We start from the raw sequence: 23,531 nt of genomic DNA, 5'->3' as shown, positions 1-23,531 counted from the left end.
GCGGCGCCCTCGTCTCCACCACCACCCCCGGCGTCACCCTCGTCTCCGGCCCGGCCAACACCCGCCGCGACACCGAGTTCGCCGTCGTCCGCGCCGGCGTGAACTACAAGTTCGGCTCGTACTAAGACCCACAACGCCGCGGCTTCGGCCGCGGCAGTCGAAGCCCGGCCGTTCGGCCGGGCTTTTTCGTTTCGGGACCCGCTTTCGGCGGCATGACAATTTTGCAAGGCGCCCCTGACAAAGCGTCACCGCGATCCCATGTCCTGCCCAAGCCGCGCGGTGCGCCGCCGGTCGTGTGTCCGATCCGAGGAGGTTCCGATGAACAGCGAGGAACGTGATATCATCTCCGGCATCTTCCAGCGTCTGCAGCAGGCCCAGAGCCAGCCGCGCGACGCGGATGCCGAACGCTTCATCGCCGAGAAGCTTCGCGCGCAGCCCTACGCGCCCTACGCGATGGCGCAGCTGATCTACGTGCAGGAAGAGGCGATCAAGAGCCTCAACCAGCAGCTGGAAGAGGCCAAGCACCAGTCTGCCTCGTCGCAATCGTCGGGTGGCGGCGGCTTCCTGTCGAGCATCTTCGGAGGCGGCAGCTCGTCTCGTCCGCAGGAGCCGCAGCAGCAGCGCCCCGCCGGTCAGCCGTGGGGCGGCCAGCAGCCGGGTTACGCGCCGCAGCAGGGCGGCTACCCGCAGCAGGGCTATCCCCAGCAGGGTGGCTATCCGCAGCAGGGCGGTCCGTGGGCGGGTGGTCAGCAGGCCCCGGCCCGTGGCGGCGGCTTCCTCGCCACCGCGCTGCCGATGGCGGCCGGCGCGGCGGGCGGCATGCTCCTCGGCAGCGCCCTCTCCAACGCCTTCGCGGGCGGACATTCGGCGCTCGGCAATGCCGCCTCGGCGGGTCTCGGCGGCGGCGGTGAGACCGTGGTGAACAACTATTACGGCGACGGCGCGGGCGGCGGCACCGACGATCTCGGCTCGGCCCTCGGCGGCGGCAACGACAGCGCCGGCTTCCAGGATGCCGGCTGGAGCGACCAGGGCGGCGATTTCGGCGGCGACCTGGGCGGCGGCGACGACAGCGACTGGACCTGATCCAGCCGCCACGACCTGACGTTACGAGGGCCCGGCTGCTTCCAGCCGGGCCCTTTCCGTGAGCTCAGAGCACTTCGACGCGGGTTCCGACGGGAACGCGCTCGTACAGGTCGATCACGTCCTCGTTCATCATGCGGATGCAGCCGGAGGAGACGTTCCGGCCGATCGTGTTCGGCTCGTTCGTCCCGTGGATGCGGTAGAGCGACGAGCCAAGATAGAGCGCCCTGGCCCCGAGGGGGTTGGCCGGGCCGCCGGCCATGTGGCGCGGCAGATCGGGCCGGCGGGCCAGCATCTCGGCGGGCGGGATCCAATCCGGCCACTCGGCCTTCCGGCTCACCGTCTTGAGGCCGCTCCACGAGAAGCCCGGCCGCCCGACGCCGATCCCGTACCGGATCGCCTTGTGGCCCGGCTGGACGAGGAACAGGTGCTTCGAGGCCGTGTCGACCACGATGGTCCCCGGCCGCTGCGCCCCGTCGAAGGCGACCTCCTGCCGGAGATATTGCGGGTCCATCTCCTGGCTGACGCGGTACTCGGGGGCCGGCGCGGCGGATTGCATCGGCATCGGCGGCGCAGCCTGCGCGGACGGCGCCGCGTAGGGCATGAACGAGGGTTCGCCGTAGGGCGGCACCCGGTCGCCCGTGATGATCGCCGCCTGCCGCTGCACCGCCGCGTTCGGGCGCGGCCAGTTGCCCCGGACGGGGCTGTCGGCCCGGCCGGTCACGAGATATTCGATCAGCCCGCCGCCGTAGCCGCCGGTCGGCGCGGCCTCGGCGTAGCGCGCCTGCTGAGCCGATGCCGGCCCGCACAGCCAAGTCGCCAGCAGGACACCGGCAACCGTAACGACCCTCTCACTCTTCATCGCAGCCACTCCGCGGCGGACCCCTCGTCCAATGGCGCGAAGCATCGCTCCCGATCGGCGCAATGCCGTTGAAGTTCATGGTGAACGACTCACCAATCGGCCCCCGTCCACGGGTCGAAGATTTCAGCGTGAATCAACCGTCAATTGCGCGCCCGTGCCGCGATGTCCCGCATCGGCGCCAAGTGCCGGAGGGCGGCGCTGACATCGGCGCAACAAGTTCGTCGCGCGGTGAGAGTCCGCTAATGGTTTTCGGACAATCCTAGGCCAATCGAGCAAGCGCAGGCCGTCAGCCGAACGATGAAGACCAAACGCTACCGTATCGAGCAGAGCCTGGGCCTTGAGACCCCGGTGCCGATCGAACTGCCGCAGCCTGGACGCTCGGACGAGATCTTATCGGCCATCAACGATCTACGCCGGATCATGCAGTCCAGTGCCAGCGAGACGGTGGAAGCCTGCCGCAAGGAGCTGAACGACGCGCTGGCCATGCGCGGCGAACTCGACTCGATGAAGGACGCCATCGTCCGCACCAAGGCCGACCTCGCCGCCCTCCATCGCTCGGAATCGAACGGCAAGGGCATGCGCCGGGCCGCCGACGAACTCGACGCGGTGGTGGAATCCACCGAGCGCGCCACGACGACGCTCCTCAGCGTGGTCGAGGATGTCGAGAGCCACGCGGCGGTGCTGCGCTCCCTGAACCTCACGGCCGATGCCCGCCCACACGTGGACGCGATCCTCGACCGGGTCGTCAACGCCTACGAGGCCTGCAACTTCCAGGACCTGACCGGCCAGCGCATCAGCAAGATCGTCCAGGTGATGAAGTTCATCGAGGAACACCTCGACCGCGTCATCGCCGCCTGGTCCGCCCTCGACAGCTTCCGCGACATCGTGGCCGCGACCACGCCGCAGGCCGAGGACGAGGAGCGCGGGCTGCTCAACGGGCCGAAGCTGCCCGACGATCCGGGCCACGTCGATCAGTCGGATATCGACGCGCTGTTCGATTGAACCGCAACTCCGCGATGCACAGGCGCGGGAAAGCGCCTACATTCGCGGGATGAGCCGCAGAGCCCTCAACGACCTGCCCCCCGACACCTTCGACGACGGCCGCGCCGCCGCGTTCGAGGATGCCGACGAGCCGGATGCCTCGCTGACGGCCGAACCCTCCGCCGAAATCGACTTCGATTTCGAGCCGGGCGCGGTGCAGGCCGGGACGGAGGTGATCCGCCGGTTCTGGAACACGCTGCCCGTCTCCCCCGGCGTCTACCGGATGTTCGACCACAAGGGCGATGTCCTCTACGTAGGCAAGGCCAAGAACCTGAAGGCGCGGGTCGGCTCCTATGCCAGGGGTCAGGCGCATTCGAACCGCATCGCGCGGATGATCTCGCAGACGGCGGCGATGGAGTTCGTCACCACCGCCACCGAGACCGAGGCGCTGCTCCTCGAAGCCAACCTGATCAAGCAGTTGAAGCCGCGCTTCAACGTGCTGATGCGGGACGACAAATCCTTCCCCTACATCCTCGTCACCGAGGACGGCCCCGCCCCGCAGATCGTGAAGCATCGCGGCGCACGGCGGCGGAAGGGCAATTATTACGGCCCCTTCGCCAGCGTCTGGGCGGTGAACCGCACCGTGAACGCCCTGCAACGGGCGTTCCTGCTGCGCACCTGCACCGACAGCTATTACGAGAACCGCACCCGGCCCTGCCTGCTCTACCAAATCAAGCGCTGCTCCGGCCCCTGCACGGGGGAGATCGGCACGGAGGATTACGCCGCGATGGCGGATTCCGCCCGCGCCTTCCTCGCCGGCAAGTCGAACGCCGTGAAGGACCGGATGCGCACCGAGATGCAGACCGCCTCCGAGGCGATGGAGTTCGAACGCGCCGCCCGATTCCGCGACCGCATCGCCGCCCTGTCCGCCATCCAGGGCGTGCAGGGGGTGAACACGCAGGGCGTGGAAGAGGCCGACGTGTTCGCCCTGGACGAGCAGGGCGGGCAGTTCTGCATCGAGGTGTTCTTCTTCCGGAACTTCCAGAACTGGGGCAACCGCGCCTACTTCCCGAAGGCCGACCGCTCCATGACGGCGGACGAGGTGCTGGGCTCGTTCATCGGCCAGTTCTACGACGACAAGCCCGCCCCCCGCGTCGTGCTCACGAGCCACGCCATCGAGGATGCGGAGCTGGTGGGCGCCGCCCTGTCGAGCCGGGTCGAGTATCGCGTGGAGATCCACCGGCCCCTGCGCGGCGAGCGCAAGAACCTCGTGGAATACGCCCAGCGCAACGCCAAGGAGGCGCTGGCCCGCCGCCTCGCGGACACGGCCTCGCAGGGCAAGCTGCTGACGGCCCTGGGGCAGGCGCTCGGCCTCGACAAGGCGCCGCGGCGCGTGGAGGTCTACGACAACTCGCACATCATGGGCACGAACGCGGTCGGCGGGATGATCGTCGCCGGGCCGACGGGGTTCATGAAACAGTATTACCGCACCTTCAACATCAAATCCGAGGAGCTGACCCCCGGCGACGATTTCGGGATGATGCGCGAGGTGTTGCAGCGCCGGTTCAAGCGCCTCGTGAAGGATGCGCCCCGCAACGCGCCGGAGGCAGCCGTGGCCGCCGCCGAGGGCGGCCCGCCCGAGCCGGTGCCGGAGGCCGACGCGATGGATGCCGATGCCTTCCCGGCGTGGCCCGACCTCGTGCTGATCGACGGCGGCAAGGGCCAGTTGGAAGCCGCCCGCGCGGCCATCGCCGCCATCGGCGTCGAGGACGTGCCCCTCGTCGGCATCGCCAAGGGGCGCGACCGGGATGCCGGCCGCGAGACGTTCTTCGTGCCGGGCAAGCCGGCCTTCAAGTTGCCGCCCCGCGACCCGACGCTGTATTTCATCCAGCGCCTGCGCGACGAGGCGCACCGTTTCGCCATCGGCACCCACCGGGCCAAACGCAAACGTGAGATGACGAAAAACCCCCTCGATGAAATCGCCGGGGTCGGCCCCTCTCGAAAGCGCGCGCTGCTCCACCATTTCGGAACGGTGAAGGCGATCGAGCGCGCGGCCTACGAGGATCTGGCCAAGGCGCCCGGCGTCAACGCGGCGACGGCCCGTGCCGTCTACGACTTCTTCCATGCCGGCGCCTGAGCCGGAGCACGAGAATGGGGCCGAGCCGTTGACGGGATTGCCGCGCTCTGATTTCACGCCCCCAATGAACGCGGTCTTGCCCCGGCGACGCTCACCGGCCTGGAACCTGGCGAACTGCCTCACCTATGGGCGGCTCGTCGCCGTGCCGGTGATGGTCGCGCTGCTGTTCTACCCCGACTCGATCACCGCCCGCTCCGTGGCGTTCGTGGTCTTCGTGGTCGCCGCCGTGACCGACTACCTCGACGGCTACGTGGCGCGGACCTACCAGCAGAGTTCGGCCCTCGGCCGGATGCTCGACCCCATCGCCGACAAGCTCCTGGTGGCCGCCTGCCTGCTGATGCTGGCGGCCGACCACACGATCACGGGCTCCTCCGTCTGGGCGGCCATCGTCATCCTGTGCCGCGAGGTGCTGGTCTCGGGCCTGCGCGAATATCTCGCCGAGTTGAAGGTCGGCGTGCCGGTGAGCCGGATCGCAAAGTGGAAGACCACGGTGCAGTTGATCGCGCTGGGCTTCCTCGTCGCCGGCCCGGCCGGGGAGCTCATCCTGCCCGGAACGACGGCCATCGGCCTCGCCCTCCTGTGGCTCGCCGCCGCCCTCACCATCTGGACCGGGTGGGATTACATGCGGGCCGGCATCCGCCACGTCATCAACGATCCGCGCTAGGGCCGCATGAAGCTCGTTTATTTCGCCTGGGTGCGCGAGCGCGTCGGCAAGGCCGAGGAAACCCTCACCCCCCCGCCGGAGGTCGTCACCGTGGCCGACCTCGCCCGCTGGCTCGCCGGCCGGGGCGAGGAATACGCCTACGCCTTCGAGAATCCGGGGATCGTGCGCGCGGCCATCGACCGGGTGCACGCCAAGCCCGAGACGCCCATCGCCGGAGCCGGCGAGATCGCCTTCTTCCCCCCGATGACCGGCGGCTGAGGGCGGGCCCGCCGCAACGAGAGAGAAATCGCGGATGTCGAACGACGCGCGGATCGTCGAGACGCTGGCGGGCGTCACCACGGCCACCATCACCACGATTCTTCTGAAGAAGGGTCTGCGCAACGTCTGGCTGCGCGGCACGCGGCCCCTGCGGCCGGAGCAGCCGCGCCTCGTCGGCCGGGCCTTCACCCTGCGCTTCGTGCCCGCGCGGGAGGACCTCGCGACGCCGGAATCGTGGTCGTCCCCCACCTCCACCCGCGCCGCCATCGAGGCGATGCCGGAGGGCTGCATCGCCGTCGTGGACGCCATGGGCGTGACCGATGCGGGCATCTTCGGCGACATCCTCTGCGCGCGCATGGCGAAGAAGGGCGTGGCCGCCCTCGTGACGGACGGCGTGGTGCGCGACCTCTCAGGCGTGCTCGGCACCGGACTGCCGGTCTGGTGCCAGGGCGGCGCCGCGCCGCCCTCCGTGGCGGGCCTCACCTTCGTGGCGTGGCAGCAGCCCATCGCCTGCGGCGGCGTCGCGGTGTTCCCCGACGACATCATCGTCGCCGACGCGGACGGTGCCGTGCTGATTCCCGCCGCCCTCATCGAGACGGTGCTCGAACTTGCCCCGGAGCAGGAGCGGTTCGAGGGCTGGATCATGGACGAGATCAACCGGGGCGCGGCCCTGCCGGGCCTCTACCCGCCGAACGCTGAGAACAAGGCGCGCTACGAGGCGTCCAAAAAGTAGGGCTACGCAAGCTCGGCGAGGAGTTCGCCGAGTTGTGCCTTTTCCCGCTCCGGCGTGAACAGCGGCGCCCGCGCCGCGCAGGCGGCCTCGAGGGCGGCGAGGAAGGCCGGCTCGGTCTCGGCCCGCCCGAGCAGGTCGGCCAGGGCGGCGGTGTCGCTCGTCGGGTAGTAGCCCGGATAATCCTCGCCCAGCAGGCCGACCGACCCGTCGATCCGCGAGGCGAGGACCGGCAGGCCCGAGACCAGCGCCTCCGAGATCACGTTCGCCCCGCCCTCCATGATCGAGGACAGGACCATCAGCCTCGCGCGGGCCATCAGCCGCCGCACCCGCGCGGCGGGCAGGTCGCCGTGCCAGACGTAGCGGGGGTTGTCCCGCTGCTCGGCTGCGGCGGCCTCGGCCCAGGCGGGATCGTGCGCCGCGCCGAGATGGACGATCCGCACCCGCGAATCCGGCGGCAGGCGCCTCGCGGCCAAGGCCGCGCGGAACGGGTCCTTCTCCGTCCGCAGATGCCCGACGACCAGCACCTCGAACGCGTCCGCGAGCGGGGACTCCCGCGCGGCGCACCCCCGCGCCGATTGGTGGATCACCCGCAGCTTCGAACGATACCGCTCCGCCAGAGCGTCGGCGACCTTGTCGTGCAGGCCGACGAGGCGATCCGCGAGGTCGAGGGAGCGGAGCGTTGGCCCCGGATCGGCGTCGAGGAAATGGTACAGGTCGGTCCCGGTCAGCACGACCACGATCGGCCTGTCCGGGTGTTCGGCGCGGACCCGCGCGACGGTCTCGGCGCTGCGCCACGCATGGAGGGCGATGAGCAGGTCGCTCTCCGCGTCCGGCGCGGGGTTGATCACGGGCTCGTGACCGAGTTCCCTGAGGAAGCCGGCCCACCGCGTCGCCGTGGCACGGTTTCCCGTGCGACGGGTCGCGGCATGGGGTGTCGCAATGGCGATGCGCATGTCAGGCCACCGAGACCACACCGGAAACAGGGAAGCGGAGATGGCCGTGCAGGACACCGACCTCATGGCGCCGCTGCGCGACGCCCGCGCGCGGACGCTCGCCCTGCTCGATGGCCTCGACGGCGAGGCCCTGATGGGGCCGCGCCTGTCCATCGTGAACCCACTCCTGTGGGAGATCGGCCATCTCGCATGGTTCCATGAGCACTTCGTCCTGCGCGGGCTCGACGGGCGCCCGCCCCTGCGAGCCGATGCCGATTCTCTCTATGATTCGGCGGCCGTGCCCCATGCAACGCGCTGGGACCTGCCGCTGCCGACGCTCGACGGCACCCTCGCCTACATGGAGCAGGTGCAGGATGCCCTCGCCGCCCGGCTCGCCGGGCGGGAGCCGACGCCGGACGAGGCCTATCTCTACCGCCTGACCGGCCTGCACGAGGACATGCACGCCGAGGCCTTCACCTATACACGCCAGACGCTTGGCCAGCCCCGCCCCCGCTTCGCGCCCCCCTCCCCCGACGAGGCCGGGCCCCTGCCGGGCGATGTCGCGGTCGGCGGCGGAATCCTCCGCCTCGGCGCCGAGCGTGGCGCAGCGCGCTTCGTCTTCGACAACGAGAAATGGGCGCATCCGGTGGAGATCGCACCGTTCCGCATCGCGCGGGCGCCCGTCACCAACGCCGAGTTCGCCGCCTTCGTGGAGGATGGCGGCTATCGCGATCCGCGGCATTGGGATGCCGACGGGCGGTCATGGCTGACCGAATCGGGGGCGACGCATCCGGCCTACTGGCGGCCGGGTAGCGCGGGCTGGGAGGTCCGCGTCTTCGAAAACCACGAGCCGCTGAAGCCTCACCGCCCGGTGATCCATGTGAACTGGCACGAGGCGCGGGCGTGGTGCCGCTGGGCGGGGCGGCGGCTGCCGAGCGAGGCGGAATGGGAGGCGGCGGCGCTCGCGGAGCGCGCATCCGATGGAAGCCTCGGCGGGACGAAGCGTACCTATCCCTGGGGCGAGGCGGCGCCCGATACCAGCCGCGCCAACCTCGACGGCGCGTGGCTCGGCACGGTGGACGTCGCCGCCTGTCCGGACGGAGACAGCCCGTGGGGTTGCCGCCAGATGATGGGCAATGTCTGGGAATGGACGGAGAGCGCCTTCCTCCCCTTCCCCGGCTTCGCGCCGGACGCCTACCGCGAGTATTCCGAGCCGTCCTTCGGCACGCGGAAGGTGCTGCGGGGCGGGGCCTGGGCGACCCGCGCCCGCATGGTGACGGGGATGTACCGCAACTTCTTCGGCCCGGACCGGCGGGATGTCTTCGCCGGCTTCCGGACCGTCGCGCTCTAAGCCGCTTAGCGCAGCAGCTGCAGGATGCCCTGCTGGGCGGTGTTCGCCAGCGAGAGGGCCGAAATGCCCAGCGACTGACGGGTCGAAAGGGCCTGCGAGTTCGCCGCTTCCTCGTTGAGGTCGGCGTTCGTCAGGTTCGACGAGCCCGTATCGAGGACGTTGATCAGGTTTTTGGTGAAGTCCTGACGGTTCTGCACCACCGAGAGGTTGGAGCCGAAGGTCGAGGAATCCGAGCGAAGCTGGTTCGAGGCCTTGGTCAGGCCGGTCAACGTCGAGTTGATGTCGCTGTTGAGCAGGAAGTTGCCCTGCCCGTAGGTGCTGCTGCCCGCAGACGTGCTGGTGATCGCGCCGAGGCCGAGACCGTTCGAGGTCTCGTCCATGGACTGGACGATCAGGCTCGAATTGCCCTTCGGGTTAAAGTTGATCGTCAGGTTGTTGTTCGTGCCCTTGCCCGCGATCAGGTTGACGCCGTTGTAGCTGGCGTCGGTGGCGAGCTGGTCGATCTGCGTGAGCAGGCTGTTGTACTGGCCGGCCAAAGCCGCGCGGGCCGAGACGCCGTTCACGACGAGATCCGAACTCTGCGCGACGGCGGTGGTGGACCCGTAGGTCGTCGGCGTGCCGGAGCCGGCCGCGAAGCCGAGCTTGGTCTGATCACCCGTGGTCGCGAACTCGATATCCGAGCTGGCGTTCATCACGATCTTGGTGCCGGTCGTGTCCTTCGAGAAGCTGCCCGCGCCGACGACGCCATTGAGGGCGGTGATGGTCTGGTCGATCGTCGCGTTGGTCGGCAGCGTCGCGGCGGTCGAGGAGCCGTTCACGAACAGGTTGATCGTCGTGGCCTGGGTCGTGCTCGGCACCGCGTAGGCGGTGGAGGCGGTGCCCGTCGTGGTGATCTGCGTGGCGAGCGCTTGGTTCGCCACGGACTTCGCCTGATCCACGAGCTTCTGGATCGAGGTGATGCCCTGGTTCGCCGCCTGGATCGTCTGGATGCCGTTCGAGATACCGTCGAGCAGGCTCGACAGGTCGCCGGAGCGCTGGTCGAGGGATTGCGAGGTGAAGAACGTCACCGGGTTGTCGAGGGCCGAGGACACCTTCTTGCCCGTGGACAGGCGGTTCTGGGTGGTGGCCTGGAGGGCGGCCGTGTCCTGCAGCGAGAGAAGATTCTGGCGTGTCGCCGCGGTGAGCGTGATTTGGGACGACATGGAAATGACCCCGATCGGTGGAAGCGCGAGTTATCCACCCGTTATCCCTATCCAATCACGGTCATGCTTTAGGGAACGTTAAACGGACTTTCCGAAGATCAGCGTAGGTCGTTCCTCAAAGGGACAACGATCACGAACGAAAACGGCCGGCGCGATGCGCCGGCCGTCTTGTCGTCGTCTCCGGTTCCGTCGCTGGGATCAGCGGAGGAGCTGGAGGATACCCTGCTGGGCGGTGTTCGCCAGCGAGAGGGCCGAGATGCCCAGCGACTGGCGGGTCGAGAGGGCCTGCGAGTTGGCCGCCTCGGCGTTGAGGTCGGCGTTCGTCAGGTTCGCGGAGCCCGTGTCGAGGACGTTGATCAGGTTCTTCGTGAAGTCCTGGCGGTTCTGAACCACCGACAGGGCCGAGCCGAAGGTCGAGGAGTCCGACCGCAGCGTGTTGGAGGCCGAGGTCAGCTTCGTCAGGGTCGAGTTGATGTCGCTGTTGAGCAGGAAGTTACCACGACCGGCGGTGCCGCCGGACGAGCTGGTGATCGCGCTCAGGCCGAGGCCGCTCGAGGTCTCGTCGGTCGCCGTGACCTGGAGGTTCGAGTTGCCCTTGGCGTTGAAGTTGATCGTCAGGTTGTTGTTCGTGCCCTTACCGCCGATCAGGTTCGTGCCGTTGTAGCTCGCGTCGCCGGCGAGCTGGTCGATCTGGGTCAGCAGGCTGTTGTACTGCGTCGCCAGGGCCGAGCGGGCGGAGACGCCGGAGACCGTGAGGTCGGCGCTCTGCGCGACGGCGGTGGTGGCACCGTAGGTGGTGGCCGTGCCGGAACCCGCGGCGAAGCCGATGAGGGTCTGGTCGGCGGTGGTGTTGAATTCGACATCCGAGCTGGCGTTCATGACGAGCTTGGTGCCGGTGGTGTCCTTCGTGAAGCTGCCGGAGCCCACGGCGGTGTTCAGCGCCGTGATCGCCTGATCGATCGTGGCGTTGGCCGGGATCGAGGCGGCGGTCGAGGAACCGTTCACGAACAGGTTGACGGTCGTGGCGGTGGTCGACGTGGCGTAGGCGGTCGAGGCCGTGCCGGTGGTGGTGATCTGGGTCGAGAGAGCCTGGTTGGCGACCGACTTGGCCTGATCGACCAGCTTCTGGATCGAGGTGATGCCCTGGTTGGCGGCCTGGATCGCCTGCACGCCGTTGGAGATGCCGTCGAGCAGGTTCGACAGATCGCCCGACCGCTGGTCGAGGGACTGCGAGGTGAAGAAGGTGACCGGGTTGTCGAGGGCCGAAGAGACCTTCTTGCCGGTGGCGAGCCGGTTCTGGGTGGTGGCCGTCAGCGACGCCGTGTCCTGCAAGGAGAGCAGGTTCTGGCGGGTGGCAGCGGTGAGCGTGACGCCGGACATGATGACGTATCCATTCTGGTTGAGGCACCTCCGTTTTGGAGGCGAGCGAACATTTGGACACGCCAGCTTTCGACTGTCTTAAAATAATAGACAGCTTTGGTTCCGCGTGGCGCTTCAGTGAAACTCGGTTAATGACTTAACAACGCCGCCGCATCACGGCGTCGTCACACGGTTAGCGGAACGTTAACGCCGCTCTCCTACGACAGGGGCCTGCGAGGGAGGCCGCACCATGCCGCTGAAAATCGAGCTGAAGCCGGACGAGCGGCTGATCATCGGCAACGCCGCGATCCGCAACGGGCCGCGCCGGTCGAGCTTCGTGATCGAGACCAACACGAAGTTCCTGCGCGAGAGCGACATCATCACGGAGTCGGAGGCCGACACCCCGTGCAAGCGGCTCTATTTCGCGCTGACGCTGATGTACCTCGCGGACGATCCGACGCTCGCGGAGAACAGCTTCGTGGAGCAGTCGAACGCGCTGATGGAGGCGGCTCCGAGCACGCGGCCCTACATCGCCGCGATCTACGAGCAGGTGCAGGGCGGCGACCTGTATCGCGCCCTGAAGCGGGGCAAGGATCTGCTCGCCTACGAGGAGCAGCTGCGCAGCCTGCTGGCGAACAAGGACGCGCCGGTCGACGCGTCCTGAGGGCGCCTCAGCGCCCGGCGAGGCCGGCGGCGAGGTTCAGGTTGATCGTGATGATCGGCGTCAGCTTCTCCGGCGCCGGATCGGCCATGGTCTCGATCATCTGACGGAACACGAATACGGCCAGGTTCGCCACGCCCTGCTTTACGTCGCCGGGGAGCTCGTTGGCCGGGTCCGTCGCGGAGGTCGCGAGGATCGTCCAGACCTTCTGGTTAAAGTTGAGCGCGGCAACCAACTCGCCGGATTGGTTCGCCCAATCGTCGCGCACCATCTGCAGACGCTGCGACGCCTTGGTCAGCACGGCCGACTCCGCTTCTCGTGCCGTAAGGACGCTGCGCGAGGTCTTGGCGTAGGCGTTGGCGGCGTAGCTCATCGCGATCCTCGGTTTGCGCGGTTTGGGGTTCGTGGGTCTGTCGAACGAACCGCCTTCTCGCGCATCACCAGTTAAGACTGGGTGAGTTTACCGGAGGACATCTGAAATCGGTTAGCGGGGTATGGCGCTCATCTAAGAAACCCGCAAATGCCATCTTTAGAGTACTGAATGGTGCTTATACCAATCACAAATCCATTCTAGACGTCGATACTTCAGCTATAGGTTGTAGCTTGCGTTGAACGCTTGGCTCCACGGAAGTCATGTGTCCACGACACTTCACAAACTGGCAAGAATCACGACCCATGCTAAGTCATGGGTTGAATCGGTGAGTTCGGTTCCGTCTGCCATCTTGCAGCCGACATATGGCGCAAGAAGGCTCTCAGGCCGCAGATCGAGACCCGGCGGGTCGTAGCGCGTATGTTGAACTTTACCCTCGGCGCCATCGCAGGCGCTCTGATCGCCGGAATCCTGACCATCACGGCAGCGCGTCAGCCCGAATTCCAGGCGAGGCTCGGTGTCGTGTCGGCTTCGCTGCCGATCACGCCGGCGGCGGCCTCTGGGCGTCCGCCCGAGCCGCAATGCCGTCCGGATCCGGTGTCGACCGCGTCGGTGCACAAGGTCCAGGAGATCCTGTTCAACCGGCAGCGGTTCTGGTCCGTCGCCCCGTAGGACGACGTGGCCCCCGGCATGCCGGGGGCCGTGCTGGCCTTAGAGCGCCACGAGGAGCAGCACGAGGGCCGAGGCGGCCACCATGGAACTGACGAAGCCGCAGAGGGCGGCGACGAAGGACGGGCCGTTCGCAACGGCGATGTCGGTGCGGCTCGTGGCGTTGGACATGGTCGAACAAGCTCCCCGGCGGCGCTCAAGCCGTCCGTTGCGTCTGAATGTTAGAGAATGAACGGTCCCGCTGTGCGCGGGCACACGAATTCAGCGAATGCGGCGTATCATCAATCGCAGCGGTTAATCTTCTTTGCGATGCGGAGCTGCCGGAGTTCTCCCCGCAAATCGATGGCGACCACGCCCTCTCCGCAATCGTCGAAAGCGTCGCGGGCGTCGTTGTAGCGGTCGCCGATCTCATCGAGGGTGTCGCAGACCCGGTCGTGGTCCCCGAGCCGCATGTCCTGGCGGACCTGGAAGCGTAGGGCCGCCGCCTCATCGACCTTCTTGCGGGCCTCGATGCAGGCGGGAAGCGCCAACGCCGAGGTGGCAACGACCGAACCGGCGATGACGCCAAAGACGCAGGCCGAGAGACTGGATCTCAGGTTTCGCATGGCATCGACTGTTGCTAATCGTTAACAGGTGACTAAGTGACGAATGCTTAGGCAGATCTAAAACCGCCCTCGTCATCTGTCCGCTTCAACTGCGACGCTGGCGAAAGGGTTCCTCAATTCGCCGGCCGAGCTTTGCGCCGCCGGGAGGCGAGGATGGCCGGGAGCCCAACCGGCGCGAAGCCCATCGGATCGACCCCGACATCGTATTGCTTCGGCATCGGCGTCAGCTTGCCGTGGCTGTGGCCATGCAGGTTCAGCGCCCCGCGTCCGATGCCGTTCCAGGTTCGGAAGGCGTAGTGGCACAGAACCAGGGCGCGACCCTCCACTGCGATTTCCGCATAGGCCCGCACCGAGGCCCATCCCGACGCGGCCAGCGTCGCCGGCCCGTCGTTGTTGCCGGTGATGAGGTGTTTCTCGCCATGGAGCCGCGCGAGGATCTCCGCGATCCGTTCGGGCGGCGGGCCGAGGGCGAAGTCGCCCAAATGCCAGACGATGTCGCCGGGTGCGACCGCCGCGTTCCAGGCCGCGATCAGCCCCTCGTCATGCGCGTCGAGGTCCGGGAAGGGCCGGTGATCGAAGCGCAGCGCCCGGGGATCGCCGAAATGTGTATCGGCGGTGAAATGCACCCTCACGCCGGACTCCTCCTTGGCCGCGGCTGGGACGGTATCCCTGCCGCGTCGCCCGCACTACCTTGCCGCCACGTCCAAGCCCCCAGTGGGGGCAACCGATCCGCGATGGAGCCCCTGCGATGACCGACAGCCCGCGCCTCACGAGCCTCGCCCACGGGGGCGGCTGCGGCTGCAAGCTCGATCCGGAGGTACTGCGCACGTTGCTGGCCGACCAGCCGGCCGCCGCACAGTTCAAGCAATTGCTCGTCGGCAACGAGACCGCCGACGACGCCGCCGTCTGGGAGCAGGAGGACGGCACCTGCATCATCGCCACCACGGACTTCTTCACGCCGATGGTGGACGACCCCGCCGATTTCGGCCGGATCGCTGCCACGAACGCGATCTCGGACGTCTACGCCATGGGCGGGCGGCCGATCTTCGCCCTGGCGATCCTCGGAATGCCGGTGGGCAAGATCGCGCCGGAGGTCGTCGCGAAGATCCTGCGCGGGGGCGCGGAGAAGTGCGGCGAGGCCGGCATCCCCGTGGCGGGCGGCCATTCCATCGACACGCCCGAGCCGATTTACGGGCTCGCCGTCATCGGCACCTGCCGCCGCGAGGCGGTGCGGCGTAACGCCGACGCGAAGGCCGGGGACGTGCTGATCCTCACCAAGCCCGTGGGGGTCGGCGTCTATTCCGCCGCGATCAAGCGCGAAGCCCTGAGTGCGGACGGCTATCGCGACTTCGTCGCCACCACGACCCTGCTGAACAAGGTCGGCACCGACCTCGCCGCCGACCCGGCGGTCCATGCCCTCACCGACGTAACCGGGTTCGGCATCCTCGGCCACGGGCTGGAACTCGCGCGCGGCGCCGGCCTCACCCTCGTCCTCGACACGGACAGGCTACCGCTGCTGCCTCTCGCGGAGGGGCTGGCGCGGGACGGTTTCGTCACCGGGGCCTCGCACCGGAACTGGACGGCCTTCGGCAGCCATGTCGACCTGCCGGCGGACCTGCCGGATTGGCGCCGCCATCTCCTCACCGATCCGCAGACTTCGGGCGGCCTCCTCGTCTCCTGCGAGGCCGACAGCGCCGCCGCGATCCTCGATCGGATTCGTGCCGCCGGCTATCCGGCCGCGTCGATCATCGGTCGCATGGAGGAAGGGACCCCGCGCATCCGCGTCACTGCGTGACACCTGTATGGACAGAATATCTTCACGGATGGCCGATATATAGACCGCGAAACCCACGCTTTACTATGATCGAATTGGCTGCGGCCGTCACGATCCGGTGCAGCGAGGATCGACACAGGCAAAGCACGAATTAACCCTCTGCAATGCCGTTGCGAGCGAGTGGCAAACCGTACGTGTCGGGTTCCAGCACAGTTCCGCCTGCGGCATGCGGCATCACGGGATGGCCCTTCGCGGCCGCCCCGGGATGCCCCGTCCGCCCGGCGCGTCTGCCGGACGGACGGCCGTGGCCGACGATCCGCGTGCTGATCCCGGAGGACGCGTCGCCCGAGACGCTGGCCTCCATCGAGCGCCAGGATTACCCCGAGCACCGCACCGAGAGTTCCACCGCATCGACGGCACACGACGCGACCCTCGTCCTGCGCGAGGGCGACATGCTGGCGCCGGGAGCGCTGACGGCGCTCGCCCTCGAACTCGCGCTGAGCGGCGCCTCGGCGGTGGCGGGCCTGCGCGTGCTCTATGGCGACACGGTGCTTGGCCTCGACGTGCCCGGTCTCGACGCCCCGCTCGATGAGCCGGACGGCATCGTGTTCGCGCCGGGCGCGGGGACCGACTGGTCGTCCCTCCCGCCCGAAGCCAAGCGACGGATCGGCCGCCCCGTGATCCTGCGGCGCGGGCCGGCGCCACGGATCGGCGCGCCGCTCTCCATCGTCTCGGTCACGGGAATGGGCACGGTCGGCGGTGCGGGCGTCGCCCATCGTCGCCTGTCCGAGGCGCTGTCTCTCGCGCACCATCGGGTGACGCACGAGATCCTGAGCACCCGGACAGCCGCCGCCGAATGGACCGACCGCTTCCCGGAGGCCGAGGCACGCATCGCGGCGGCGCGGCCCGATTTCGTGCTGGTCGGCAACGTCCACGGCGCCACCCGCAGCCTCGATGTGGTCGGGCGTCTCGCGGGGGCCTACCCGACCGCCCTGGTCCTGCACGATCTCTTCGCCCTCACCGGACGCTGCTGCCACCCGCGCGACTGCACCCGCGCCGAGACCGGCTGCGACGCCTCCTGCCCCACGCCGGACGAGTACCCGCCCCTCGCGCCCAGGCGGATCGCCGGGATGCACGCTCGCAAGCGCGCCGTGCTGGCCGCGCCGGAGGGCCCGCTGCTGCTCGCCAATTCCAACTGGACGCGGGCGCGCAGCGAAGCTCTCGCCCCCGCCCCGGCGGTGACGCGGCCCGTCAGCCTCGCCTTCCCCACGGGCATCTTCCGCCCCGGCGACAAGGCCGCGCTGCGGCGGCGCCTCGGCCTGCCCGAGGGCGACGTGCTCATCCTCGTCTCGTCGGTGATCGTGGACGGGCCGGACAAGGGCTTCACCGATTTGCGCGATGCCCTGCGCGCGGTGGCACGGCCCGGTGTCGGCGTCGTCGCCATCGGCAGGCTGGACGATCCGTCCAAATTCGGCATCGACAACCTGTTCGCGCCGGGCCTCGTCGCCAGCGAGGACGCGTTGGCGGCGTGGTACGGCGCCTGCGATCTCCACGTCACCGCGAGCCGTCACGAGACGCTGGGCCAGACGCCCATCGAAGCCGGCCTGTGCGGCGTGCCGACCCTGGCCTACCGCACCTCCGGTCTCACCACCTCGGTGCTCGACGGGGTGTCCGGCCGCCTCGTGGAGCCTCAGCCCGGCGCTCTGGCAGAGGCGCTCGCCGACCTCGTGGCGGACGGGGCCGGGCGACAGGCGCTCGGTGCCTTCGCGCGGATCGCCCTGGAGAACCGCTACAGCCCGGCCGCCGCCGCCCTGTCCCTCGATGCGGTGATGCGCGAGCGCGGCCTGATCGCGGACGGGCCGGCGCGCACCGCCTTCGCCCCAATGATGCTTGGGCATTTTCCCTTCGCGGCCGAGCGTCTGCGCGGCGCCGAGGGCACCGTGCAGGCCCCGTCCTCGCCCCTCGTCAGGCGGCTGCGGCGGACGAAGCAGGCTGTGCTGGGGCGGCGCATGCCGCTCATCGTGCGGCGCTGCCTCTACCTCGCCAGCACGTTGCGCGGGAGGACGGTGTGATGCACGGCTCCCTCACCCGGCGGCAACGGATCTATATCGACCGGACGCACTTGCGCGGGCGCGTCACCGGCATCGAGCGCGTGACGATGGACCTGTTCTCGTCGGAGGCCCTGGCCCCGCACGAGGTGCGGTCGGTGACGAGCCGGTCCGTCCCGGAGATGATCCTCCGGCAACAGGTCGACCTGCCGTTGCGGGCGCTCCGCGATCCCCAGGCTTTGTTCCTCTTCCCCGGCTTCCCGCCCGCGCCCCTCTGCGCGCCGGCGGCCGGGCGCTGCCTGCTCTACATCCACGACACGTTCCTCGTGAGCCGCCCCGAGGACCTGAGCCTGCGCAGCCGGGTCTATCTCAGCCCGGCCTTCGCCCTGGCGATTCGCTGGGGTCGCAACCTGTTCGTGAACAGCCGCACGACGGGCGAGGACCTGCGCCGCTACTGCTCCCCCCAGGCGAGCGTGTTCCTGCTCCGCCCCCCGGTGCGCGACGTGTTCAAGCTCGCCAAGCGGGTCGGGCCGGGGCCGCGCCGCCCGAGCGACCCGCTGCGGCTGCTGGCCATCGGCACGGTCGAGCCGCGCAAGAACTACGCGGCCGCCCTCGCCGTGGTGGAAGCCCTGAACAGCATCGGCGTCCCGGCGGAGTTGCACATCGTCGGCCGCACCGGCTGGGGGAAGCACGCCTTCCTCGCTACGCCGCCGCCCTACCTGCATTGGCATGGCTATTTGCCGGATTCCGATCTGCTCGTGTTGGCGAACTCGTGCCACGCCCTGCTCTCCACTTCGAAGGCGGAAGGCCTCGGCCTGCCGCTGCTCGAAGTGCAGCACGGCGGCATCCCGGTCATCGCCCCGGATGCGCCCGTGTTCCGCGAGGTGCTGGGCGAGTCCGGTCTGCTCATCCGCCCCGACGATGCCGAGCGCAGCGCGCGCGCCGTCGCGGCGTGGGTCGCCTCGGACGAATTCCACCAGGGCGCCCAGGCGGCGCGGGACAATGTCGGACGCTGGAACGACCTCGCCGCGCAGGACGCGGCCCGGTTGCTGGCGCGGCTCGACGGCGACCCGCGCGCCTACGCGGCCCCCGGGTCCACGATCCCATGATCGCCCTTCGGCCAGCGACGAACGAGCGCTTTGGCAGAAGAAGCAACACAGGTAACATTGGCCTTTGACGTATACGGCGCGGTACGCCGCTTGCGACATTGGTCTTGAGTAAGTCGTCGTAGTGGTTCAACTGTCTAGAAACGGGACACGGTGTTCCTGATCAAGACAGACGGGCGGCGAGACGGACAGTCAAGGAGCGAGGCGTATGTTCGACTTCTCGACACGCATCAGCGGCGAGCCGGTGCGTATGGTGCTGCCGGAGATGGAGCCGCGTACGGACGCGCGCACCATTGCCCGGCGGCTGTGGCGCGGCTCGCCCTTCATCGTGCTCGGTGGCCTCATCATGGTCGCCGCCGCCGTCATCGTGCTCGGGCTGCTGCCGCCGAGCTACACCTCGAACATTCAGGTGCTGGTTGATCCGACCGACCTGCGCGTGGTCGAGAACGATCTGAACGCCCGCGCTCCCCAGGCGGATAGCGGCGTCTCCATCGCCGAGAGCCAAGTGCGCGTGATCCAGTCGGACAACGTGCTGCGCCGGGTGGTCGAGAAGCTGCATCTCGACCGGGACGACGAGTTCGTCCGCCCCGAGGCCAGCAACCCGTTCCTCTACTGGCTGCGCAGCGTCATGGGCACCCTGCCGCCGGACGTGAGCCGCGATCCGGTCAACATTGCGCTCGACACGCTGCAGCGGAACATCATCGTCCGCCGGCCGGAGCGCACCTTTGTCATCGACGTGGCGGTGCAGTCCCGCGATCCAGCCAAGGCCGCCAAGATCGCCAACGCCATCGGCGACGCCTACTTCGCTGAGGAGGCCGCCGCCCGCATGGATTCGGCCAAACGCGCCTCCGATGCCCTGGCCGGGCGCCTAGCCAACCTCAAGCGCGACGTCGAGGACGCCGAGCGGCAGGTGGTGAAGTACCGCGAGGAGCATCGCCTCGTCGCGTCGAGCGGCCGTCTCCTCACCGACCAGCAGCTTGGCGACCTGAACCAGCAGCTCGTCAGCTCCGCGATCAAGACCGCCGAGTCGAAGTCGCGCCTGGAGCAGGCCCGGAAGATGCGCTCGTCGGACCCGAGCACCGCCCTGCCGGAGATGCTGCAATCCCTTGAGATGCAGGCCTTGCGTCAGCAATACGCCACGCTCTCGCGCAACACCGCCGAACTCGCCACCCGCCTCGGCGAGCGGCACCCGGCCATGGCCGAGCAATACGCCCAGCAGCGCGACCTGCAGCGCCTGATCCAGCGGGAGAAGGAGCGGATCATCGATACGCTCCAGAAGGATTACGACCGCGCCGCCGCCAGCGAGGCCGCCGTCCGCTCCAACCTCGACCGGGTAAAGACCGAAACCACCGTCAGCGACCGGGCCTATGTCGGCCTGCGCGAGCTGGAGCGGACGCTGGATGCCCGCAAGGGCGTGTACGAGGCCTATCTCCGCCGCGCCCGCGAGGCGAGCGAGCAGGAGCGGCTGAACACCACCAACGTGCGCATCATCTCCGTGGCGACCCCGGCCCTGCAGCGGACCTTCCCGCCCTCGCCGAAGATCGTGCTGCCGGTGGCACTGCTCCTTGGCCTCGCCCTGGGTGCGGGCATCGCCCTGCTCCTCGGCGCCGATGCCGACCGCCGCCGCTCCCTGCGTCAGGCGGGGCAGCCGAACGGCCGCAGCCTGCGCGCCGCCGACGCCTGATCGCGAACGGCCGGGGCGTTCCGCGCCCCGGCCCTCACCCGTGCGGCACGAACAGGTCCGGCCGGCGGATCTGCAGGGCGAAGAGCAGCACCAAAGTCTTCATGTCGCTGAGCGCCCCGCGCCCCACCATCGCCGCGAGTTCCGCCAGCGGGATCTCGTGGACCGTGACCGCCTCGCTCTCGTCCGCCAAGCCGCCGCCGACGCCGATTCGGTCGGCCGCCGAATAGGCCCCCAGAAAGAGGTCCATCCGCTCCGTCGAGATGCCGGGGGCCGACCACGCGCTCGCCACCAGATCGAGGGCGCCGAGCCGGATGCCGGTCTCCTCGCTGACCTCGCGACGCGCCCCCTCCTCCGGGGCTTCGTCCTCCAACAGGCCGGCGGGCGCTTCGAGGATGCTCTCGGGGCCGCCGGCATAGAGGAGCGGCGCGCGCAGCTGCGAGACGAGCATCGCCACCTTGCGCTCGGGGTCGTAGGGGAAGACCGCCGTCGCCCGGCCGTGATCCTCCACCTCCCGACTGATTCGGGTGCCGTCGGGCTGGATGACTTCCGCTACGAGGTAACGTGCCCATCCGTCATGGACGACGCGCACGCCGCCGATCTGTGCTGGCATTCTGTCGGTCCGCTCCAGGTCCTTCTCGGCCCTAGCGGATCGGTCAAGAATGCGGCGGCATCGCGAAGGCGGTGATGGTGAAGCGCAGATCGCTCCCGTCCCGCTCGGCGCCATCGAGACGCGCGCCCTCTTCCCGAACGAGGTTGGGGATGTCGATGGCCGCCATCGGATCGGTGCAGAGCACGACCAACGTGGCGCCGGCCGGCAGGGCGCGCAACGCCTTCCGCGTGCGCAGCACCGGCAGCGGGCATTTCAGCCCCGCGAGATCGAGGATCGTCGTGGCGGTCCCGCTCAAACGCAAACTCCCCGCCCCGGAGCGAACCGGAGCGGGGAGTCCTACTCAACCGGACGAATACTTACCAGCCGTAGCCGTAGTAGCCGCCGCCGTACCCACCGCCGTAGCCGTAGGCCGGGGCATAGGCCGGGGCATAGCCGTAACCGTAGGATGTGGCCGGGGCGTAGCCGTAGCCGTAGGCCGGGGCGTAACCGTAATCGTAGCCATAACCGTAGCGCGGGGCGGCGCTGGCGGCGATGGCGCCACCGATCAGGCCGAGGGCGGCACCGGCCGCCAGGGCGCCGGCGGCGCGGCCGCCGTAGCCACGGCGGTGACCGTAGCCATAGCCGTATCCGTAGCCGCGGTAGCGGACGTGATCGACGCTGGTGTTCTCACCGGCGACCTTGACGGCGGTCTGGGCCGGGAGCGGGGCCGCCTGGGCGGCGGTGAGCGAGCCGGCGACGAGGGCCACCGAGGTGACGGCGCCGACGGCGAAGGTAGCGATGCGGGACATGGCCGGATCCTTCAGAGTGATGTGTCCGGACGCAGAACAGCGTTCCCCGCAAAGACGTTCCACCTGAAATGACGCGAGCCGGCGCGTCACCGATGATCAGGATTAAAATACGCACTCCGTGAAGGAGGGATCGACTGACGATTCCCAGCGAGACTCGTACGCATCGAGGAGATCTTGTGCGCGGGTGCGCCCGGCGGCCACGATCATCTCCAAAGGCTGGAGATAGCCTGTCTCGTCATGGCCGTTGGCATCGCGACGGGCACGGGCCTTGAGGCCGGCGCGGGCAATGGCGAGGGCCTCGGCGGCGACCTCTCCGAGGGTCCGCTTAGCGACAGGCGTCGCGAGGCCGAGGCGGGGCGCCGTGGCGCGGGCGGCCTCCCGCTGCGAGGCGGTCCAGCCCTTCACGAGGTCGAGGGCGGCGTCGAGAGCGGCCTCGTCGTAGAGCAGGCCGGTCCAGAACGCCGCCTGCGCAGCGATCATCCCCGCATCGCCCACGTCGGCGCCGCGCATTTCGAGGAAGCGCTTCAGGCGCACCTCGGGGAAGGCGGTGGAGGCGTGGTTCGCCCAGTCCGAGACGGTGGCGCGCTCGCCCGGCAATTGCGGCAGGCGGCCGTCCATCAGGTCGCGGAACGAGGCGCCCGACACGTCGTGGTAGATGTCGCCGCGCTTCACGAAATACATCGGCATGTCGAGGAGCCAGTCGGCATAGGCCTCGTAGCCGAAGCCCGATTCGAAGGCGAAGGGCAGCATCCCGGTGCGGTCGCCATCGGTGTCGCGCCAGATCTCCGAACGGCGGGTGAGGAAGCCGTTCGGCCGCCCATCGGTGAAGGGCGAGTTGGCGAAGAGCGCTGTCGCCACAGGCTGCAGCGCCAGGGAGGCGCGCATCTTGCGCGCCATATCGGCCTCGGAGCTGAAATCGAGGTTCACCTGCACGGTGGCCGTGCGCAGCATCATGTCGAGGCCGAGGCTGCCGACCTTCGGCATGTAGCCGGCCATGATCTTGTAGCGGCTCTTGGGCATGACGGGCGTCTCGTCCCGCCGCCATTTCGGGCTCATGGCCAGGGTGAGGAAGCCGATGCCCATGGGCTCGGCCACGCGCTTCACCGCCTCGAGATGCGTGGCGAGTTCGGCCGCCGTGGCGTGGACATCCGGCAGGGCCGCGCCCGACAGTTCGAACTGTCCGCCCGGCTCGATCGAGATCGCCCCGCCCTCCTTTGCCGCGAGGCCGATGACCGCGCCCCGGTCGGTGATCGGCTCCCAGCCGGTTTCGCGGCCGAGGCCGACGAGCAGCGCGCCGATCCCCGTGTCCCCGTCATAGGGCACGGGGCGCCGGTCGGCCCTGTAGAAGGGGATCTTCTCGTGCTCGGTGCCGATGGCGAACCGCTCGCGCGGTTTTTCGCCGGCAGCGAACCAGTCGATCAGTTCGGCACGCGTCGTCAGCGGCGTCGTGTCATCGGAGTCGCGCGCCATGCGCTGCCCACCCAGGAATTGTGATCCGTTCGGATGGCGGCGCGCCGGTCGCCCGGTCGTCCCGCCCGGTTAAAACCCCGTCCCGAGAACGGGACTTTGGACGGGCTACCGCCGCCCGCATGGAGGTCCACGCGGTCGGCGTCCTGACACGCACATAGTCGAGAGCGGACGGGGGGACAACGCGACG

At 68.9% G+C, this 23,531-nt stretch carries 25 protein-coding genes and 1 pseudogene; 14 read left to right on the top strand and 12 right to left on the bottom strand.

What is annotated here, in order from left to right; all coding sequences use genetic code 11:
- Both AAHF99_RS20890 and AAHF99_RS20885 read left to right on the top strand, forming a co-directional pair.
- Positions 1-125: pseudogene (locus AAHF99_RS20890) on the top strand (porin family protein); the annotation flags it as partial.
- Positions 126-318: 193 nt separating this feature from the next.
- A complete protein-coding gene (locus tag AAHF99_RS20885; RefSeq protein ID WP_342166384.1) occupies positions 319-1,083 on the top strand; it encodes a DUF2076 domain-containing protein in 765 nt (254 codons plus the stop codon).
- A 64-nt stretch (positions 1,084-1,147) separates the two neighbouring features.
- Here the strand turns inward: AAHF99_RS20885 and AAHF99_RS20880 are convergent, their stop codons facing one another.
- Positions 1,148-1,942 carry a L,D-transpeptidase gene (locus AAHF99_RS20880; RefSeq protein ID WP_342166382.1) on the bottom strand — a complete coding sequence of 265 codons (795 nt, stop codon included), beginning with the start codon at positions 1,940-1,942 and terminating at the stop codon, positions 1,148-1,150.
- A 297-nt stretch (positions 1,943-2,239) separates the two neighbouring features.
- On the opposite strand from AAHF99_RS20880, the gene AAHF99_RS20875 reads away from it, so the two are divergent.
- The 5 genes from AAHF99_RS20875 to AAHF99_RS20855 all read left to right on the top strand — a co-directional run bounded on the left by AAHF99_RS20875 (position 2,240) and on the right by AAHF99_RS20855 (position 6,715).
- Positions 2,240-2,944, top strand: a complete 705-nt coding sequence (locus AAHF99_RS20875; RefSeq protein WP_342166381.1) for a protein phosphatase CheZ — start codon at positions 2,240-2,242, stop codon at positions 2,942-2,944.
- A 49-nt stretch (positions 2,945-2,993) separates the two neighbouring features.
- A complete protein-coding gene (gene uvrC / locus AAHF99_RS20870; RefSeq protein ID WP_342166380.1) occupies positions 2,994-5,060 on the top strand; it encodes an excinuclease ABC subunit UvrC in 2,067 nt (688 codons plus the stop codon).
- A gap of 64 nt (positions 5,061-5,124) precedes the next feature.
- Complete coding sequence (gene pgsA / locus AAHF99_RS20865) at positions 5,125-5,724, top strand: CDP-diacylglycerol--glycerol-3-phosphate 3-phosphatidyltransferase (protein ID WP_342166379.1); 600 nt, start codon at positions 5,125-5,127, stop codon at positions 5,722-5,724.
- Positions 5,725-5,730: 6 nt separating this feature from the next.
- On the top strand, positions 5,731-5,982 hold the full coding sequence (moaD, locus tag AAHF99_RS20860; RefSeq protein WP_342166378.1) for a molybdopterin converting factor subunit 1: 252 nt from the start codon (positions 5,731-5,733) through the stop codon (positions 5,980-5,982).
- Between the two features lie 34 nt (positions 5,983-6,016).
- Positions 6,017-6,715, top strand: a complete 699-nt coding sequence (locus AAHF99_RS20855) for a ribonuclease activity regulator RraA (protein WP_342166377.1) — start codon at positions 6,017-6,019, stop codon at positions 6,713-6,715.
- A gap of 2 nt (positions 6,716-6,717) precedes the next feature.
- Here the strand turns inward: AAHF99_RS20855 and senB are convergent, their stop codons facing one another.
- Positions 6,718-7,668, bottom strand: coding sequence for a selenoneine biosynthesis selenosugar synthase SenB (senB, locus tag AAHF99_RS20850; protein ID WP_342166376.1), 951 nt, complete (start codon positions 7,666-7,668; stop codon positions 6,718-6,720).
- A 46-nt stretch (positions 7,669-7,714) separates the two neighbouring features.
- Between senB and senA the strand changes: the two genes are divergently transcribed.
- Positions 7,715-8,998, top strand: a complete 1,284-nt coding sequence (gene senA / locus AAHF99_RS20845; protein ID WP_342166375.1) for a selenoneine synthase SenA — start codon at positions 7,715-7,717, stop codon at positions 8,996-8,998.
- Positions 8,999-9,003: 5 nt separating this feature from the next.
- Here the strand turns inward: senA and AAHF99_RS20840 are convergent, their stop codons facing one another.
- Positions 9,004-10,200 (bottom strand): flagellin N-terminal helical domain-containing protein, encoded by a 1,197-nt coding sequence (locus tag AAHF99_RS20840; RefSeq protein WP_342166373.1) that lies wholly within the window; start codon positions 10,198-10,200, stop codon positions 9,004-9,006.
- A gap of 198 nt (positions 10,201-10,398) precedes the next feature.
- Positions 10,399-11,583, bottom strand: coding sequence for a flagellin N-terminal helical domain-containing protein (locus AAHF99_RS20835; RefSeq protein WP_342166393.1), 1,185 nt, complete (start codon positions 11,581-11,583; stop codon positions 10,399-10,401).
- Positions 11,584-11,809: 226 nt separating this feature from the next.
- On the opposite strand from AAHF99_RS20835, the gene AAHF99_RS20830 reads away from it, so the two are divergent.
- Entirely contained in the window at positions 11,810-12,223 is a 414-nt protein-coding gene (locus AAHF99_RS20830) for a flagellar biosynthesis repressor FlbT (protein WP_342166372.1), read from the top strand.
- Positions 12,224-12,230: 7 nt separating this feature from the next.
- Here AAHF99_RS20830 and flaF read toward each other — a convergent pair whose 3' ends face one another.
- Complete coding sequence (gene flaF, locus AAHF99_RS20825) at positions 12,231-12,593, bottom strand: flagellar biosynthesis regulator FlaF (RefSeq protein WP_342166371.1); 363 nt, start codon at positions 12,591-12,593, stop codon at positions 12,231-12,233.
- Between the two features lie 417 nt (positions 12,594-13,010).
- Here flaF and AAHF99_RS20820 point away from each other — a divergent pair, with 417 nt between their 5' ends.
- Positions 13,011-13,262, top strand: coding sequence for a hypothetical protein (locus tag AAHF99_RS20820; protein WP_342166370.1), 252 nt, complete (start codon positions 13,011-13,013; stop codon positions 13,260-13,262).
- 39 nt (positions 13,263-13,301) lie between these two features.
- On the opposite strand, the gene AAHF99_RS20815 is transcribed toward AAHF99_RS20820, so the two are convergent.
- The 3 genes from AAHF99_RS20815 to AAHF99_RS20805 form a co-directional block, all read right to left on the bottom strand.
- Positions 13,302-13,430, bottom strand: a complete 129-nt coding sequence (locus tag AAHF99_RS20815) for a hypothetical protein (RefSeq protein WP_279598002.1) — start codon at positions 13,428-13,430, stop codon at positions 13,302-13,304.
- A 110-nt stretch (positions 13,431-13,540) separates the two neighbouring features.
- Positions 13,541-13,864, bottom strand: coding sequence for a hypothetical protein (locus AAHF99_RS20810; protein WP_243958392.1), 324 nt, complete (start codon positions 13,862-13,864; stop codon positions 13,541-13,543).
- Positions 13,865-13,977: 113 nt separating this feature from the next.
- A complete protein-coding gene (locus AAHF99_RS20805) occupies positions 13,978-14,496 on the bottom strand; it encodes a metallophosphoesterase family protein (protein WP_342166369.1) in 519 nt (172 codons plus the stop codon).
- A 116-nt stretch (positions 14,497-14,612) separates the two neighbouring features.
- Here AAHF99_RS20805 and selD point away from each other — a divergent pair, with 116 nt between their 5' ends.
- From selD to AAHF99_RS20785, 4 genes are all read left to right on the top strand, one after another.
- The gene (gene selD / locus AAHF99_RS20800) at positions 14,613-15,659 is read left to right on the top strand and encodes a selenide, water dikinase SelD (protein WP_342166368.1); all 1,047 of its coding nucleotides are present in this window, start codon (positions 14,613-14,615) and stop codon (positions 15,657-15,659) included.
- A 299-nt stretch (positions 15,660-15,958) separates the two neighbouring features.
- Entirely contained in the window at positions 15,959-17,710 is a 1,752-nt protein-coding gene (locus AAHF99_RS20795; RefSeq protein ID WP_342166367.1) for a glycosyltransferase, read from the top strand.
- A complete protein-coding gene (locus AAHF99_RS20790) occupies positions 17,710-18,795 on the top strand; it encodes a glycosyltransferase (RefSeq protein ID WP_342166366.1) in 1,086 nt (361 codons plus the stop codon). Before AAHF99_RS20795 ends, AAHF99_RS20790 begins: the two co-directional genes overlap by 1 nt.
- Positions 18,796-19,000: 205 nt before the next feature.
- On the top strand, positions 19,001-20,476 hold the full coding sequence (locus AAHF99_RS20785; RefSeq protein ID WP_243958376.1) for a GumC family protein: 1,476 nt from the start codon (positions 19,001-19,003) through the stop codon (positions 20,474-20,476).
- Positions 20,477-20,510: 34 nt separating this feature from the next.
- Here the strand turns inward: AAHF99_RS20785 and AAHF99_RS20780 are convergent, their stop codons facing one another.
- The 4 genes from AAHF99_RS20780 to AAHF99_RS20765 form a co-directional block, all read right to left on the bottom strand.
- The gene (locus AAHF99_RS20780; protein WP_342166365.1) at positions 20,511-21,086 is read right to left on the bottom strand and encodes an NUDIX hydrolase; all 576 of its coding nucleotides are present in this window, start codon (positions 21,084-21,086) and stop codon (positions 20,511-20,513) included.
- A gap of 43 nt (positions 21,087-21,129) precedes the next feature.
- The gene (locus AAHF99_RS20775) at positions 21,130-21,381 is read right to left on the bottom strand and encodes a sulfurtransferase TusA family protein (RefSeq protein WP_342166364.1); all 252 of its coding nucleotides are present in this window, start codon (positions 21,379-21,381) and stop codon (positions 21,130-21,132) included.
- A 61-nt stretch (positions 21,382-21,442) separates the two neighbouring features.
- Positions 21,443-21,874: a hypothetical protein gene (locus tag AAHF99_RS20770; RefSeq protein ID WP_342166363.1), complete on the bottom strand. Its 432-nt coding sequence runs from the start codon at positions 21,872-21,874 to the stop codon at positions 21,443-21,445.
- Between the two features lie 102 nt (positions 21,875-21,976).
- A complete protein-coding gene (locus AAHF99_RS20765; RefSeq protein ID WP_342166362.1) occupies positions 21,977-23,344 on the bottom strand; it encodes a glutamate--cysteine ligase in 1,368 nt (455 codons plus the stop codon).
- Positions 23,345-23,531: the final 187 nt, after the last annotated feature.

The organism is Methylobacterium litchii, assembly GCF_038442315.1.
Taxonomy (GTDB): Bacteria; Pseudomonadota; Alphaproteobacteria; order Rhizobiales; family Beijerinckiaceae; genus Methylobacterium; species Methylobacterium litchii.
The sequence above is the reverse complement of the archived record's forward strand: the minus strand, read 5'-3'. Positions and strand labels throughout refer to the sequence as shown.